Annotated in this window: 12 protein-coding genes and 2 pseudogenes; 6 read left to right on the top strand and 8 right to left on the bottom strand. The window is 62.1% G+C overall.

The annotated features are described in order from the left end of the window. Position 1: 1 nt before the first annotated feature. The 3 genes and pseudogenes from C6A77_RS11940 to C6A77_RS11925 all read right to left on the bottom strand — a co-directional run. Positions 2–406: pseudogene (locus C6A77_RS11940) on the bottom strand (aldehyde dehydrogenase family protein); the annotation flags it as partial. A gap of 305 nt (positions 407–711) precedes the next feature. After that, the gene (locus C6A77_RS11930; protein ID WP_114169653.1) at positions 712–2,040 is read right to left on the bottom strand and encodes an MFS transporter; all 1,329 of its coding nucleotides are present in this window, start codon (positions 2,038–2,040) and stop codon (positions 712–714) included. A gap of 85 nt (positions 2,041–2,125) precedes the next feature. After that, positions 2,126–3,103, bottom strand: coding sequence for a hydroxyacid dehydrogenase (locus C6A77_RS11925; protein WP_114169652.1), 978 nt, complete (start codon positions 3,101–3,103; stop codon positions 2,126–2,128). A gap of 233 nt (positions 3,104–3,336) precedes the next feature. Here C6A77_RS11925 and C6A77_RS11920 point away from each other — a divergent pair, with 233 nt between their 5' ends. Continuing rightward, the gene (locus C6A77_RS11920; RefSeq protein WP_114169651.1) at positions 3,337–4,014 is read left to right on the top strand and encodes an RraA family protein; all 678 of its coding nucleotides are present in this window, start codon (positions 3,337–3,339) and stop codon (positions 4,012–4,014) included. 86 nt (positions 4,015–4,100) lie between these two features. Next, positions 4,101–5,327: an MFS transporter gene (locus tag C6A77_RS11915; RefSeq protein WP_241507413.1), complete on the top strand. Its 1,227-nt coding sequence runs from the start codon at positions 4,101–4,103 to the stop codon at positions 5,325–5,327. Between the two features lie 4 nt (positions 5,328–5,331). Here C6A77_RS11915 and C6A77_RS11910 read toward each other — a convergent pair whose 3' ends face one another. The 4 genes and pseudogenes from C6A77_RS11910 to C6A77_RS25970 all read right to left on the bottom strand — a co-directional run. Beyond that, positions 5,332–6,657 (bottom strand): MFS transporter, encoded by a 1,326-nt coding sequence (locus C6A77_RS11910; RefSeq protein ID WP_114169649.1) that lies wholly within the window; start codon positions 6,655–6,657, stop codon positions 5,332–5,334. Positions 6,658–6,702: 45 nt separating this feature from the next. Continuing rightward, positions 6,703–7,623 carry an SMP-30/gluconolactonase/LRE family protein gene (locus C6A77_RS11905; RefSeq protein ID WP_114169648.1) on the bottom strand — a complete coding sequence of 307 codons (921 nt, stop codon included), beginning with the start codon at positions 7,621–7,623 and terminating at the stop codon, positions 6,703–6,705. Positions 7,624–7,747: 124 nt separating this feature from the next. Further along, positions 7,748–7,912, bottom strand: a complete 165-nt coding sequence (locus C6A77_RS25510; protein WP_161959664.1) for a hypothetical protein — start codon at positions 7,910–7,912, stop codon at positions 7,748–7,750. A 27-nt stretch (positions 7,913–7,939) separates the two neighbouring features. Further along, positions 7,940–8,064: pseudogene (locus C6A77_RS25970) on the bottom strand (hypothetical protein); the annotation flags it as partial. A 222-nt stretch (positions 8,065–8,286) separates the two neighbouring features. On the opposite strand from C6A77_RS25970, the gene C6A77_RS11900 reads away from it, so the two are divergent. Further along, positions 8,287–9,003 (top strand): helix-turn-helix domain-containing protein, encoded by a 717-nt coding sequence (locus C6A77_RS11900; RefSeq protein ID WP_114169647.1) that lies wholly within the window; start codon positions 8,287–8,289, stop codon positions 9,001–9,003. A 495-nt stretch (positions 9,004–9,498) separates the two neighbouring features. On the opposite strand, the gene C6A77_RS11895 is transcribed toward C6A77_RS11900, so the two are convergent. Beyond that, positions 9,499–10,413, bottom strand: a complete 915-nt coding sequence (locus C6A77_RS11895; protein WP_114169646.1) for a LysR family transcriptional regulator — start codon at positions 10,411–10,413, stop codon at positions 9,499–9,501. Between the two features lie 206 nt (positions 10,414–10,619). On the opposite strand from C6A77_RS11895, the gene C6A77_RS11890 reads away from it, so the two are divergent. The 3 genes from C6A77_RS11890 (at position 10,620) to C6A77_RS11875 (ending at position 14,882) form a co-directional block, all read left to right on the top strand. Next, entirely contained in the window at positions 10,620–11,642 is a 1,023-nt protein-coding gene (locus C6A77_RS11890) for a zinc-dependent alcohol dehydrogenase family protein (RefSeq protein ID WP_114169645.1), read from the top strand. A gap of 502 nt (positions 11,643–12,144) precedes the next feature. Next, entirely contained in the window at positions 12,145–13,530 is a 1,386-nt protein-coding gene (locus tag C6A77_RS11880) for a hypothetical protein (RefSeq protein WP_114169644.1), read from the top strand. Further along, positions 13,530–14,882: a GntR family transcriptional regulator gene (locus C6A77_RS11875; RefSeq protein WP_114169643.1), complete on the top strand. Its 1,353-nt coding sequence runs from the start codon at positions 13,530–13,532 to the stop codon at positions 14,880–14,882. Before C6A77_RS11880 ends, C6A77_RS11875 begins: the two co-directional genes overlap by 1 nt. The last annotated feature ends 197 nt before the right edge of the window (positions 14,883–15,079 follow it).

The following is a 15,079-nucleotide window of genomic DNA, read 5'->3' as shown; positions in this document are numbered from 1 at the left end:
GTCAGGGCCGGGATCGCAAAGTGAAGGCGATAGCAACATCGGCCAGTTTCCCGAACGGTGCGCGGAGCAGCCTTGGCAAGTTCCACCGGCCTTGCACGAACACGCCCTTGGCATGGCTCATCGCGCGAAAACCCTCGATACCGTGGTAAGCCCCCATGCCGCTGGGCCCCACGCCGCCGAACGGCAAGCCGTCCACAGCGACATGTATATGGGTATTATTGATGCCGACGTTGCCGGAGGTCGTGCACTTGAGCAGCGCTTCGCTCTCGGCGCCCACATTGCCGAAATAGTAGAGCGCCAGCGGACGTGGCCTGGCATTGATGTAGCCGATGGCTTCGTCGAAAGAGCGGTAGGTACGCACCGGCAGCAAAGGCCCGAATATTTCTTCGCGCATGACCTGTGCATCCCTCCAGCGAGGCATCCGCCGGTAGCAGGGTGGCGCCGGGTGCGGCCGGGATGCGGCTGTCGTAAAGGTGCATGTGGCAGTCGATGCTGCCTGAGGGCGGCGTCAGACGCGGGTGCGCATCGCCCTTGCTGAAAGGTACGTCGGCCATGGCGCGCATGGAGGCGGCAGCTCCCAGTGCTCCGGTGGCCCACAAGAATTGACGACGAGACAACGTCATGGGTATTCCTCGTTTTTTGTTGTTGTGAAATGACGATGCCCACATTCATGAGGCAGGAAAGTGGGCATCGAGGTGCAGCTTGTCTGGCTTACTTTGCGCTGATGGCGCTGGCTGTTTCAGCTTGCTCGCGCTGGCGCTTGCGGCCGATCACCAGTACAGCGATACCGGCCACGGTGCACAGTGCGGCCAATGGCATCAGCGCCAGGGAGTAGCTGCCGGTGGCATCGTGAATGGCGCCGTAGGCATTGACCATGATCCCTCCACCAATCAGGTTGGCCATGGCACCCACGGCTGCAAGGCCCGCAGCAGCGGTCGAGGAAGACAGCCAACCGGACACCAGCGCCCAGAACGGCCCCTTCATCGAGTAGGCGCCCACCAGGACCATGGTCAGCATCACCACCGTTGCCGGCAGGGACGAGGTGAACAACGTCATCAGCAAGCCCGCTGCGATCAGCAGCATGGTCATCGCCGTGTGCCAGCGACGCTCGCCGGTGCGGTCGGAGCTGCGGCCCCAGATGATCATCAGCACCGAGGCAATGCCGTAGGGGATGGCGTTTACCAGGCCGATCTCCATGGCGCTGAGGCCAAAGGTTTTCAGCAGCTGCGGTGCCCACACGCTCATGGTGCTGCCAGCGGCAGAGGCGCCCGAGTAGATCAGTGCCAGTACCCAGATGTCTTTGTGGCGCAGCAGCTTCCACAGCGAAATATGGCCGATGGCGGTCTTTTTCGAGGCTTCATCAGCCAGGCGCTGAATAAGCCAGCCGCGTTGTTCGTCACTCAGCCACTTGGCCTGCTCGGGGCGATCGGTGAGCACGAACAGGCAGGCGATGCCCAGCAGGACTGCAGGGATGCCTTCGAGAATGAACAACCAGTGCCAGCCACGCATGCCCATCCAGCCATCCAGGCTCAGAAGCAGGCCCGACAGCGGTGAACCGATGAAGTTGGCGGCAGGGATTGCCACCATGAACAGCGCTACCATGCGCGCACGGTAGGCCGACGGCAGCCAGTAGGTGAGGTACAGCAGTACGCCCGGGAAGAACCCGGCCTCGGCCGCGCCGAGCAGAAAACGCATCACGTACAGGGAGTTGGCGCCCTGTACGAACGCCGTGCCTGCCGAGATCAGGCCCCAGGTGATCATGATGCGGGCGATCCAGATCCGTGCGCCGTAGCGTTGCATGGCCAGGTTGCTGGGCACTTCGATCAGGAAGTAGGCAAAGAAGAACAGACTGCTGGCAAAGCCGAACACCTTGGCCGTGAGCTGCAGGTCTTCGTTCATCTGCAGGGAAGCCATGCCAATGTTGCCGCGATCGATGATCGCGATCAGGTAGCAGACGATCAGGAATGGCAGCAGGCGCCAGGCGACACGGCGCATGGTGCTGCGTTCGAGTTCATCCGGCAGAGATGTTGCTGAATTCATGGTGCTCTCCAATTGTTTTTTTTCTGGAGTGATGCGTCGTGAGCACGCCGCCTTTCACCAAGCCGGCGCGCGGAGCGTGGGGCGATTAGCTGGTGAACAGGTGGCGGTTGACCACGCAGCGCGGGTCCAGAGCATTACCCGCCCAGACATCGAGGATCTGTTTCAGCGCGACCAGGCCTACGCGGTCACGGGCCTCGGTAGTGTTGGCGCCGACATGCGGAGTGGCGACCAGGGTCGGCAGGCCCCACAGCGGGCTATCGGCAGACGGCGGCTCGGGGTTGAAGGTGTCCAGGCCAGCACCGGCGATGCGGCGTTCGCTGAGCGCTTTCACCAAGGCGTTGGTGTCGATCAGTTCGCCACGGGCGGTGTTGATCAGAATGGCGCCTGGGCGCATGCGCTCGAACTGGGCAGCGCCGATCAGGTTGTGGTTGGTCTCGGTCAGCGGGCAATGCAGGCTGATGATATCGCTTTCAGCCAGCAGGCGATCAAAATCCTCTTCACGTTCGACGTGCGGCCGATCAGGCAGTTGCTTCAGGTAGGGGTCGAACACCTTGACCTTCATGCGCAGCGGTGCCACCAGGTCCATGAGGATACCGCCGATCGAGCCCAGGCCAATCAGGCCCAAGGTTTTGCCCGACAGCTCGATGCCGTTGGCCGAGGCCTTGTCCCAATGCCCGTCACGCATGCGCGCATCCAGCAATGCGGTTTGACGGGCCACGCTGAACATCAGGGCGAAGGCCAGCTCGGCCACCGACTGGGCATTGGCGCCTACGGCGATCGATACCGGGATGCTGCGATCTGCGGCGGCCTGGATGTCGATGGTGTTGTAGCCCACGCCATGCTTGGCGATCACTTTCAGTTTGTCCGAAGCCTCGATCATGGCGCGGGTAAGTTTGCCCTGGCGTACCACGATGGCATCGGGCTGCTCAGCCCGAATGATGGCTTCCAGTTCATCGGCCGGGAGGTAAGGCGTCGTGGGAACGATTCTGACGCCCTGTTCGGCGGCAACGTTCATGGCCTCGGCGGCAAGCGCGGGGCCGGTCAGCAGAATGGTACGAGACATCGTGGATACCTTGTTCTTGTCTGGGGCAGTTCAGGGGAGTCTGCCGCGCGACTGCGGCACTGGTCTAAACCCTACCATAATGAAACGGTGTTGCAATAAAATAAAAATGCCTCTCGTCGCGGCGCGATTAAGACTTCAAAAATTCCATTGCCATGCCTGTAATGAAATGACATTCTAAAAACAGATTCGGCAGTTGCCGATGACATCGAATAACATCAAGAGAGGTATGTCACATGAGCATTGGCTTCCAAGTGCTTGAGCGCGCGCGTAAAGTCGGCGATGAGTGGGTTGCACGTTTCCGTGAGGTTCCGGTAGCCAACGTAAGCGACTCGATGAACCGCATGACCGCAGGTGGTGCCCGCTTGCGGCCCATGCACCGCGAAGGCGTGCTGTGTGGCCCAGCCTTGACCGTCAAAGCCCGTCCGGGTGACAACCTCATGCTGCACTACGCAATCGATATCGCTCAGCCGGGCGACGTGATCGTGGTAGATGCCGGGGGCGACCTGACCAACGCCCTGATTGGTGAAATGATGGTGGCCTACGCGGTCAAGCGTGGCGTGGCCGGTATCGTCATCAACGGCGCAATTCGCGATGCTGCCAACATCGGCGCGGGTGACTTCCCGTTGTTCGCGGCAGGCGTTTCGCACCGTGGTCCATACAAGGACGGCCCGGGCGAGATCAACGTGCCGATTGCCATTGATGGTATGGTGATCGAGCCGGGTGACTTGGTGATCGGTGATGACGATGGCCTGTTGTGTGTGCCCTACGACCACGTTGCTGAGGTCTACGCGGGCGCCACTGCCAAGCACACTGCCGAAACTGCACAGATGGAAAAAATTGCCCAAGGCACCAACGACCGTTCCTGGGTCCTGGAGTCCTTGAAGAAGAAAGGCTGCCTGCTGCCAGGCTGATCCAGCATGCGCTGTGCACCTTGCGATGGGGTGCGCAGCGGCTGATGGGTTGGTATCGGTCGCAGGTCTATTGAGGATTCGCAGACTTGTCCGATTCATCTCCGCCGCATCGCACGCGCTGGCCCGCCGCTGTGCGGGCGCTCTCTCATCGTAATTTCCAGATCTACTTCGTCGGCCAGGGTGTTTCCACGTTGGGCAAGTGGGTGCAGCAGGTTGCATTGGCCTGGCTGGCCTATCACCTGACCGGTTCGGCGGTGCTGCTGGGGCTGATCACCTTTCTTTCTCTGGCGCCGCAACTGCTTATCGGCCCGCTAGCGGGTGCCTGGATCGACCGCCACGACAAGCGCCGCCTGCTCATCGTCGTGCAACTGATCCTGATCGTGCAGTCGTTGGTGTTGGGCCTCGCAACCTGGCTGGGCTGGGTGGGGGGGCCTTTTATCGCCGGCATGGCCCTGTTGCTGGGCCTGCTCAACGCCCTTGAAACGCCACTGCGCCAAGCGCTGATCGGCAGCTTCGTCGACAACCCAGGCGATCTGCCGAATGCGCTCGTGCTCAATGCCATGCTGATCAATGCCGCACGCTTCGTCGGCCCGCCTCTGGCAGGGGCGCTGATTGCCTTCGCCGGGGAAGCAGCTTGCTTCCTGCTCACTGCCGTGGCTTTTCTCGCGCTACTGGGTGGCTTGCTGAAGGTCCGAGGCACTGCCAGCCCCAAGGCCGGCGGCTCAACCGTGCAGGTGTTCCGCGAGGGCCTGGACTATATGTGGCAGACCCGCAACGTGCGCCAGTTGTTGGTCAACGTGATCATGGTCAACTTGCTGGCTTCCTGCTACGCGGCACTGCTGCCGATCCTGGCCAGAGCAGTGTTCGCGGGTGATGCGCGGGTGTTGGGTTGGCTATGGGGGGCGGCAGGTGCGGGGGCGTTCGTGGCGACGCTGGTGTTGGCGGTGGGCGGCGCCTTGCCGCGGCTGCGCCAGTTCACCGATGCAGGGGCGCTTTCGTGCGCGGTCGCCTTGACTGGCTTATGGCTGGCGGGAGAGCTGCCGCTGGCGCTGCTGGCGTTGGCGGTATTGGGTTTTGGCATCACCTTGAGCAACGTCAGCACCAACATGCAGTTGCAGAGCGGCGCACCGAGCCATTTGCGTGGTCGGGTCATCGCCTTCTACATTGCCATGCGCTTTGGTTTCGAAGCTTTGGGCGGCATGGCCGCAGGCTTGATAGCCGCTCGATGGGGCGCGCCAGCGACCCTAGGGATCGCCGGCGCGGTACTGATGCTAGGGCTGCTGGGGCAGTACATCAGGTACTGCCGTCATTGAGTGCTCAGACGGCGTGTCCTTGGGGTGCATGCCGTTTGGCCGGGTCGCCCAGCCAGAGCATGAGGACGATACCGATTACCAGAATGGCCGCTACGGCGAAGAACGGTATGACGAAGCTGTGGGTGGCGTCCTTGATCAGGCCGATCATGAACGGCCCGGTGAAACCGCCCAGGTTGCCGATCGACACGATCATCGCCAGGCCGCCCGCAGCTGCGCGGCCGGTGAGGAAGGTCGAGGGGATGGCCCAGAAAGTGGCCTGGAAGGACAGGATGCTTGCCACTGCGATGCACAGCGCACCGATCTTGACCAGTGGGTCTGCAACTAGTGCGGCTGCGACCAGGGCAAGGGCGGCCATGCCCAGCGCGCCGACTACGTAGGGCAGGCGCTGTTCGCTGCGGTTGGCCAAGCGTGCCCAGAGAGTCATGGCAATGGCGCCCAGGATATAAGGCAGCGCGACTACGAAGCCCAGCGTGCCTGCGGAGATGCCCAGCCCCTTGATGATCTGCGGCAACCACATGCCGATTCCGACCGAGCCCACGATGCAGCAGAAGTTGATCGCGGCGAGGGTGAACACCTTAGGGTTGGTCAGTGCCGAGCGCAGCGTATGGCCATGGCTCGCGCCGATCGACTGCTGCTCTTGCGAAATCCGGTTGCTCAGCCAGTGTTTCTCACGCTCGCTCAGCCACTTGGCCTTTGCCGGGCTGTCGACCAGCACCCACAGGCAGGCGATACCCAACAGCACGGCCGGCAAGGATTCCGTGACCAGCAGCAGTTGCCAGTTCTTCAGGCCCATCACGTCGTGTTGCTGCATCAGCCAGCCGGACAGCGGTGAGCCGATGATGTTGGCGGTGGGGATGCCCAGCAGGAATGCAGCGGTAGCCTTGGCGCGCCACTTGCCCGGGAACCAGTAGGTGAAGAACAGGTAGATTCCGGGGGTGAAGCCCGCCTCGGCAACGCCCAGCATGAAGCGCAGGATGCTGAAGCTCACCGGCCCGGTCGCGAACGCTGTGGCCATCGACAGCAAGCCCCAGGTAACCATGATGCGAGCAATCCATACCCGAGCGCCAAAGCGTTGCAACAGTAGGTTGCTGGGCAGCTCGAAAATGAAATAGCCGAAGAAGAACAGCCCGGCCGCCCAGCCGAACATCGTGGCGGTCAGGCCCAGGTCCTGGTTCATGGAGATGGCGGCGAAGCCGACGTTGGTGCGGTCCAGGTAGCTGATGACATAGCAGCAGAAAATGAACGGTAGCAGGCGCCACAGCACCCGGCGCATCAGGCGTTCACCTTCGGCCTCGCTAAGTGGGGGCAAATTGGGATTATGGTTGTTCATGTCGTCTGGTCTTCTTGTAGTTGTTGTCAGTGAGGCTGGGCGTTGTCAGCTGTGCGAGAACATCGCAAGGCCTGGGGCCTTGGTCCTGACCTGCAGGATGCTGCCCGTCTCGGATTCGGTGATGAACAAGGTCTGGCCGTCGTCGCCGCCAAAGGCCAGGTTGGTATTGCTGATGCCGGCGCAGGAGGCGATACGTTCCAGAGGTTCCGCGACTTTTGACAACTTCCACACCGAACCGAAACCGGTGTGGGCGATGTACAGGTTGCTCTGGGCGTCCAGGGCCAAGCCGTCAGGCCCACCCAGCCCGCCGTGCAGTTGGGCGAACACGCCGACCTTGCCGATGATCGAGCCGTTGCCCAGGGGAACGCGCCAGATCTGCTGGGCACGGGTCACGGCTACCAGCAGGTGGTTGAGATGGGGGTCGTAGACGATGCCATTGGGGCTGGGAATAGTGCCCAGCAAGCAGGTCAGGTTGCCGCTGATGTCGAGCTTGTATACGCGGCCGCTGGCATCCTGCAGCCCGGTCTGGCCCTGGTCGGTGAAATACAGGTCGCCATTGGGTGCGAACACCAAGTCGTTGACGCCTTTGAAGCCTTCGGATCCTGCCGAGTCGAGCAATGCCTCGATGGCGCCTGATTCTGGATCGAGCACCATGATCCCGCGCTTGTAGTCGGTGATGAAGATGCGCCCGTCCTGGTGAATCTTCAGGCCGTTCGGCCAACCATCGTACTGGCACACCAATTCCCATTCGCCTTGGGGCGAGATGCGGAAAATTCGCCCGTTGGGGATGTCGGTCACGTAGAGGCGGCCTTGGCGATCGAACGATGGGCCTTCGAGGAACGAATCGATGGCTCGGCCCTGGCGGTTGGCATTGGCCCAGGCAGTCGGGCGCGGGTCGCGGAAGCAGTCGGGCAGGCGAGTGAATACCGTAGTTTCCACGGTTGGCGGGGCAGCAAAGAAGCTCATGGGCGCTCCTGCAGGGCCGGGGGACGCCTGAGCGTCCGATTGTTGTTTTGATTTGTATAATGCAACGACGTTGCAAAATAAACCATAATCGGACGAAGGGTGAAGCAAATTCGGCGGGTGTTCCTTATTTTAAGCGCGGCTCTGTGCGGCGGTTGACGATTGCGGGGTAATCTGAGTTCACGTAAAGGAAATGGCGTTTCAAAATAATAGCAGCGATCCCTGGAGTCTTTTTCTTGAAATCCTTACCTTCGATCTGCCGCATTGCTCTTGCAACAGGCGGCAGCGTCATAGGCTTGTCTGCTCAGGCCGACCTGATGCCATAGCGCTCGGTGTAATGGCTACGTAGTTTCAGGTCGCTGGGCAACGGCCGCAGGTCAGGCCGTTCCAGTGGAAGCCTGCGCCACCTACACCATTACCCAGGAGGAAGGTGCCTTGCTGACGGTAAGCCCTGATCGAAAGCGGGTAGCCAGTGCCCTTAATGCGCTGAACATACCCTCATGGAAAAACGATTGACCTCCTGCCAGCAGGCGCAGAAATTGCCCTGCTGGCTTTTTATCTGGCCCACGGCCCATGTTACGTTGGCGGGGGGCGACCGTTGTCGGATAATGAGGTTTTCATGCCCTCGCGTTGAATGGAGGGCCTCAATCGTGTGAGGTTTTGCAAATGGCAATAGCGCGGCCGCGTCCAGCGGTGAATGGTGTGGCATCGGCAGACCGAGTTTTGACCGTGCTAACCGCTTTTCAGATAGGCGACTCTGCGCTGAGCCTTGTCGAGCTGGTTGAGCGTACCGGGCTTATCAAGAGCACGATCATGCGATTGATGGTGTCTCTGGAGAACCATGGTTTCATTACGCGCATGGCCGATGGTCGCTATCAGTTGGCGAGCGAAGTCATGCGTTTGAACGCCGTGTACCAGGAGGCGCTAGACCTCGAAAAGCACGTGATGCCACGTTTGCATTATCTGGCTGAACAGTCGGGCGAAACTGCTTCCTTCTATGTGCGTCATGGTGCGTATCGGATGTGTCAGTACCGGGTTAATTCTTCGCATCGACTGCGTCTGAACCTGCAACCTGGTGACATGCGTCCGATGGATGAGGCCGCGGGTGCGCAGGCCTTGCGCGCTCCTTATCAAATCGGCATTGCCCTGCAAAAACCGTACTACTCCAAAGGCGCAACGGACCCTCATGCAGCTTCGATGGCGCTGCCCATCTACGGTGCTCAGCAGGAACTCATGGGTGCCCTTGTCATTTCAGGGCCTGCGAGTCGTTTAACTGAAGAGTACGCCGAAAGCCTCAAGCCCATGTTCTTCGAGGCGGCACGTGATCTGATGCGAAGCTTGGGCTTCAAGTCTGCGTCATTGGAATTCGAATCGGCTCAATAAGCTAGCTGTCGGGCGTATGCCTGCGGGCGGCCACAGGATAGGGCTCAGGTTTAATGGGGTCGTGCTTGCTAGATATTACCAGTAGCATCTATGGGAATTTGGCAGGCAGCGAAGCACAACCAGTAGCCTGTAGGCTTGGGTGTCTATTGCGGGGGGCAGCTTCTAGCCGTTAGCTGTTAACACTGAAGGGCAGCTTCGGTCGGATAGCGACGGTCAGCCCTCGACCGTCGCTTTGGATGGTCAGACCTCCGTCTGCTCTGCCATCTCCAGGCATCTCGACCTCAATCCCCCAAGGCATCGCTGAGTTTTCGCCGGAACGCTGGTGCGGGATCGGTAGGCATAATCTGGGGGTATCGTTTTTCAGTAGAAGGAAAAGTACCCCAAACGATATCCCCAGTACGCTGGAAAAGGGTGGAGCTCGACGGACGGGACTGGATTAACTATGTCCGTATGTTGCTGTATTTAATGGGTTTCATAGATCTTGGTGGAATTCGCTCAAAGACTATCCGGATCCCCGAAGAACATCTGTATCCGCGACCGCAACCACCGCTCCGCCGGGTCATTGTCCTGCGCCCCGCGCCAGGCCATATGCAGCTCGAAACTGCGCACCGCCAGCGGCAGGTCCTCGGCACGCAACCCGCCTGCGGCCGTCAGCGCATCGGCCGTGTAGTCCGGCACCGTGGCGACGATATCGGTGCCCGCCAGCAAGCTCCCCAGCCCGTTGAACTGCGGCACTGCCAGTACCACGTGGCGCTTGCGGCCAATCTCCTCCAGCGCCTCGTCGATGAACCCCGACAGGTCGCCGGCAAACGACACCAGCGCATGCGGCCGCGCGCAGAAGTCATCCAGGGTGATGGTGCCGGGCACGCTGTCGGCGCGCAGCAGTTTCGGCATGCTGCGGCGCAGCACCTTGCGCTTGGCGTTGGCCGGCAATTCGCTGGTGTAGCTGACCCCCACCGAGATCTCGCCGGACGCCAGCAGGGTCGGCATCAGCAGGTAATTGACCCGGCGCACCACCAGCACGATACCCGGCGCTTCGGCGCGGATGCGCTTGAGCAGCTGCGGCAACAGGGCGAATTCGGCGTCGTCCGACAGGCCGATGCGAAACACCGCATTGCTGGTGGCCGGGTCGAACTCGGCGGCGCGGCTGACCGCGGTGGAAATCGAGTCCAGCGCCGGCGACAACAGGGCGAAGATTTCGTGCGCCCGCGCAGAGGGCTCCATGCTGCGGCCGGTGCGCACGAACAGCGGGTCGTCGAACAGGTTGCGCAGGCGCGACAGTGCCGCGCTGATGGCGGGCTGGCCGAGGAACAGCTTTTCCGCGGCACGGGTCACGCTGCGCTCGTGCATCAGCGTTTCGAACACGATCAGCAGGTTGAGGTCTACGCGACGCAGGTCGTTGCGATTCATCGGTGCGCTTCGCCTAAAGTGGGGCAGGGGTGAATCTTAAGGCCAAAGGCTGGTACCCTGCACGGGTTTACGGGGACCAATCGCAGGGAAAGTCGGGTGCCCAATCGATGACAAGCATGTCGACTATTAATGACCACTGATGGTCTAACCGGCAAAGCCCGGATAAAGTCCGTGGTAATTAGAGGTTCACAAAGGCGAGGTATGCGATGTCCCGCATGATCCGTTTCCACAAGTTCGGCGCTGCCGATGTGCTCCGTTGCGAGGAGCAGGCCGAACCGTCACCCGCTGCCGACGAGGTGCAGATCCGCGTCGAGGCGGTTGGCGTCAGCTGGTATGACGTGCTCTGGCGCCAGAACCTGGCGCCTTCCCAGGCACGCCTGCCGGCGGGGATCGGCCACGAGATGGCCGGGGTGGTGACCGCGGTCGGCGAAGGGGTCGAGGACATTGCCGTGGGCGACCGGGTTGCCAGCTTCCCGGCCACCAGTGCCAACGACCACCCGGTGTATGGCGATGTCATCGTGCTGCCGCGGATGGCCATCACCCGCTACCCGGATGTGCTCACCCCGATCGAGGCCAGCGTGCACTACACGCCGCTGCTGATCGCCTATTTCGCCTACGTCGACCTGGCCCGGGCCAAGGCCGGGCAGACTGCGCTGGTTACCGACGCCAGCCACTGCGCGGGCCCGGCGTTCGTGCAACTGGGCAAGGCCCTGGGGTTGAAGGTGTTCGCCGCCACCAAGGAGGCGGAACAGCGTGAATACCTGCTGGGCCTGGGCGCCGACAAGGTGATTGTCACCGAAGAGCAGGACCTGCTGCTGCAGATCGGCAAGTACACCGATGGCCGTGGCGTCGACATGGTCCTCGATGGCATGGGCGGGCCGCAGATGTCGCTGCTCGGCGATGTGCTGGCGCCGCGTGGCAGCCTGGTGCTTTATGGCCTGCAGGGCGGCAACCAGACGCCGTTCCCGGCCTGCGCGGCGTTCCAGAAGAACATCCAGTTCTATGTGCATTGCATCGGCAACTTCACCGGCAAGCCGGAGCTGGGCATCAGCCAGGACCAGGTGGCGCTGCAGCGCGCCCTGCGCGATATCAACCAGTTCACCGCCGACCAGTTGCTGACACCGCAGATCATCAAGGTGTACCCGTTCGAGCAGGTGGTGGAGGCGCATCGTTACATGGACCAATGCCCCTGCGGCGGGCGCGTCGTGCTGGACATGGCACAACACTGACGACGGTTTGCACAAAACCCGGGCACCGTCCCGGGTTTTTGTGGCTATACAGAACGGCTGCTGTATTAAAGAAGTTTCCTACAAAAAATAGCGAAGCAGATTACATTAAAATCGATTGATTTTTGATCTTCGCAATATCCCGCCAAGCTTTTTGACTTGAACTGTTCGTGCCTTGCAGTCAATGTGCTTTCCCGTCTCTTCTGAATGGTTTTTTTACCATTATCTGTATCTTCCATTCGCTCGGTATCCCTCGATAATGGCGCAGTGACAGTTTGCGCAAGGAGCGTGATATGAGTATGGCTGTGCGCGGGCCAGGGTGGTGTGAGGCGGCGCCAGGGCGCCGTGATGAGGGGTTCTTCTCGATGGCATGGCGACAGTGACTGGTTACGTCATTACTTTCATTTAGTTGTAGGAAATTTCTTCTGGACAAGTTCGGTACCTATTGCCGTTCAGGTTTCCTGTTCGGCCGGTGCTGGCTGCATGAAGTTGATGAGGTGATTTCGTGACTGCTATTCACGACCAGGCAATGCACTATATCTACCAGCAAGTACTTGAGCGCTTGCTCAATCACATGTCACAAGCACAGCGTGCTTCCTTGCAGTTGCTGATCCAACGGCTGCTGGTTGCCGCAGGCGGCCCCGAATACATCGGCACCTTCCGCTTGCTGGTGCTGCACGGCCACGATCGCCATAGCGCGCGGCTGCTGGCCATGCTGCGTGCGGCGCAACTGAGCATCGCCATGCGTGCGCCGGTTACCTTCCAGTTACGGGTGCTGGTGGTCAGCCTGCCCGCAGCGGCAAACACCACGCTGGAAAGCCATGAACGCAGCTTCAGTACGCTGTTCATGCAGGACGACCCGCGGGTGCAACTGCAGATGATCGAGGGGCGTGAAGTGGTGCCGTTCAGCCGACAGCGCAGTGCCACCGCCGAACGCTGGCTGCTGGCGAGGGACGCCATGCTGATGTTCGGCCACCTGGTCGACGCCAGGCCTGAAGCACTGCTGGGGAGCCGCCTGCACCTGGAACTGGCGAGTGCCGTGGGCTTTGCGCTGCAGGCGCAGGCACCGACAGATGTATTGATCACCGCCATCCCCGCACGCCAGCGCCTGCGCTACCTGGCCTGGGCCAGGCGCAGCCTGCGTCTGGCCGGAGAGCGCGGACCCCATGTGGTGCATCACTGCGTGGCAGCGCTGGCGCAACGGCTGGGTCGGCTGCACGGTGTCGTCGGCAAACCGCTGGGCGCGGTGAAACAGCCGGCATCAGGGGATGCGCCGCAGGTTACGCCGGTGCGGGTGATTGCCATCGACGACTTGCTGCCCCCAGCCCCCGAAGCGCAGCAGCTTGACCTTGTGCTTGGGGGTTACTTCGAGGTCGTTGAGGATGATTGGCCCCTGGCGGCGTTCGTCGAACCCTCGGCTTCGGTGCAGTTGCGCGAACTGCACGCACGCAGCCTGGAGCCGAAGGCCAGTCGCCCTGCGCTGCGTTTGGCGGGCCAGCCAGGCGATAACCCACAGCGCGACATGCAGACGATGCCGCTCGGCAAGGCCTACGGGCTGAACCAGATCCAGCAGGAGTGTCTGCTGCTGAGCCCGTTCGCCAGGCAAGGGAAAAACCTCGAGCGGTTTCTGCAATGCCGGCATGCCGACATGCTGGTGGCCTTGCCTTACCTGCACCGCGCCTTGCAAGGCAAACCCTGCCCCGAGGCGGTGAAAAACTGGCTGGTGAACACCAGTGGCCTGCCGCTGGTGCAACTTCGCGCAGTCTATGACGGGCGCCTGCCGCTGGCCGCCTGGCGCCTGATGAATCATCTGGCCCGCCGCGATCTGCAGCTGAAGTTGTTGCCGCGACAGGCTTCGGCGCGTCGGCATGGCCTTGCGAGGCGGCCCTGATGGGGCGATCGGTCCCCGGCGAGTTTGCCTACCGCAAGGTCTATCGTTACCTGCAAGCCTTGATCGACCAAGGGGAGGGGAGTGGCTTCAGCCGGCTACCCTCGCTGCGCGTGCTGTCCCGGCGGTTGCGCGTGTCCTTGGCCACCGTGCAGAGTGCCTACAGCCTGTTGGAGGAGGAGGGGCGCGTGCAATGCCTGCCGAGGTCGGGCTATTACGCCCAGGGCGCGGGCAAGGCGCAGGCGGCCATGCCCTGGCAGCCACCCGCGGCGGCGCAACCGATGCTGGAGCGTACCTTGCTCAGCCACGAGCGGCGCCTGGCGCGCCAGCGTGGTTACACGACTTCTCCTTGGGAAGCACCGGGTAGCGGGCGTTTGCGCAACGCCGTGGCCGAACGCTATACGCGTTCCTCCAACCAGTACTGGCAGGCCGAGCACGTCCAGTTGGCCCCGGATGTCCCCGCGTTGCTGGAGACATTGCTGGCGGCACTGGCCCTGCAAGGGGGCACCGTGCTGGTGCACTCGCCCTGTTGCTGGCAGGTGTTGCGCACCCTGGCGCGTGCCGGCATGCGGGTACTGGAGGTACCGCCCGATAGCCGCGGCAACCCCGACCTGCGCGCCCTGGCCCGGCTGTTGGCCTGCGAGCCGGTGTGCATGCTGGTGATGCCGTCGTGCCTCGGCATGCCACAGGGGCGGCTGCTTTCGCTGCACGTGCAACAGCAACTTGGCCAGTTGCTTGGCCAGCACCCTGTGTGGTTGCTGGAAAATGATCTGGACAGTGAGCACTGTTACAGCGGGCCGCCGAATACGCGCTTGCGCGACTGGGTCGACCCCCGTCAGCTTCTGGTATTGGGGGCGTTCGAGGCGGCGGTGGGGGCCGAGGCACCCTATGCCTATGTGCTGAGTCATGACGTCGCACTGGCCAGGGCTTTCGCTGAACGTGCCTTTCGGTTCGCGCCGCTGCGTCTGCAAGCACTGGCGCAGATGCTGGGCAAAGGCGAGATCGACGCGCACCTGGTGCGGTTGCGCCTGGACCTGCAACGACGCATGCAGTGCCTGGCGCGTGCGCTGCAATTGCAGTTCGGCCAGCGGGTGGTCCTGCAGATACCGGAAGGTGGGCGAAGCCTGTGGGTGCGCTTTCGCCAGCCGCTACCGTGGGAAAGCATTGCTGCAGCGCTGGCCGGTACGGCACTGCACGCGCTGCCGGGCAGCCAGTTCAGCCTGCAAGGGCGTTACCCGCAGTACCTGGCGTTGGTATGGCTGGGTGAACAGCCGGGAGAGCTGCAGCTGGCGTTGGAGCGCCTGGCCCAGGCGCTGGAGCTGCGTTGTGGCCGGCCCGCCGGGGCCTCAGGTTGACCGCCCCTGCGCCCACTTCGAGCTGACCTCGTACCCGTGGGAGCGGCCATGGCCGCGAACACCGGCGAAGCCGGTGCCATCCACCGCGTCGCCTGCTTCGCGGGTGAACCCGCTCCCACAGGGACGGCGCAGGTCCGGGGCTCACGCTGTACTTGTGGGAGCGGCTTTAGCCGCGAACACCGGCGTAGCCGGTGCCA

The organism is Pseudomonas sp. AFG_SD02_1510_Pfu_092 (genome assembly GCF_003331055.1).
Classification (GTDB): domain Bacteria; phylum Pseudomonadota; class Gammaproteobacteria; order Pseudomonadales; family Pseudomonadaceae; genus Aquipseudomonas.
This window is presented reverse-complemented; position numbering and strand designations above follow the sequence as displayed.

Bases quoted from the DNA above. Each gene is read 5' to 3' on its own strand.
- C6A77_RS11930 (WP_114169653.1), bottom strand. From the start codon at position 2,040: ATGAATTCAGCAACATCTCTGCCGGATGAACTCGAACGCAGCACCATG.
- C6A77_RS11925 (WP_114169652.1), bottom strand. From the start codon at position 3,103: ATGTCTCGTACCATTCTGCTGACCGGCCCCGCGCTTGCCGCCGAGGCC.
- C6A77_RS11920 (WP_114169651.1), top strand. From the start codon at position 3,337: ATGAGCATTGGCTTCCAAGTGCTTGAGCGCGCGCGTAAAGTCGGCGAT.
- C6A77_RS11910 (WP_114169649.1), bottom strand. From the start codon at position 6,657: ATGAACAACCATAATCCCAATTTGCCCCCACTTAGCGAGGCCGAAGGT.
- C6A77_RS11905 (WP_114169648.1), bottom strand. From the start codon at position 7,623: ATGAGCTTCTTTGCTGCCCCGCCAACCGTGGAAACTACGGTATTCACT.
- C6A77_RS25510 (WP_161959664.1), bottom strand. From the start codon at position 7,912: ATGACGCTGCCGCCTGTTGCAAGAGCAATGCGGCAGATCGAAGGTAAG.
- C6A77_RS11900 (WP_114169647.1), top strand. From the start codon at position 8,287: ATGGCAATAGCGCGGCCGCGTCCAGCGGTGAATGGTGTGGCATCGGCA.
- C6A77_RS11895 (WP_114169646.1), bottom strand. From the start codon at position 10,413: ATGAATCGCAACGACCTGCGTCGCGTAGACCTCAACCTGCTGATCGTG.
- C6A77_RS11890 (WP_114169645.1), top strand. From the start codon at position 10,620: ATGTCCCGCATGATCCGTTTCCACAAGTTCGGCGCTGCCGATGTGCTC.
- C6A77_RS11875 (WP_114169643.1), top strand. From the start codon at position 13,530: ATGGGGCGATCGGTCCCCGGCGAGTTTGCCTACCGCAAGGTCTATCGT.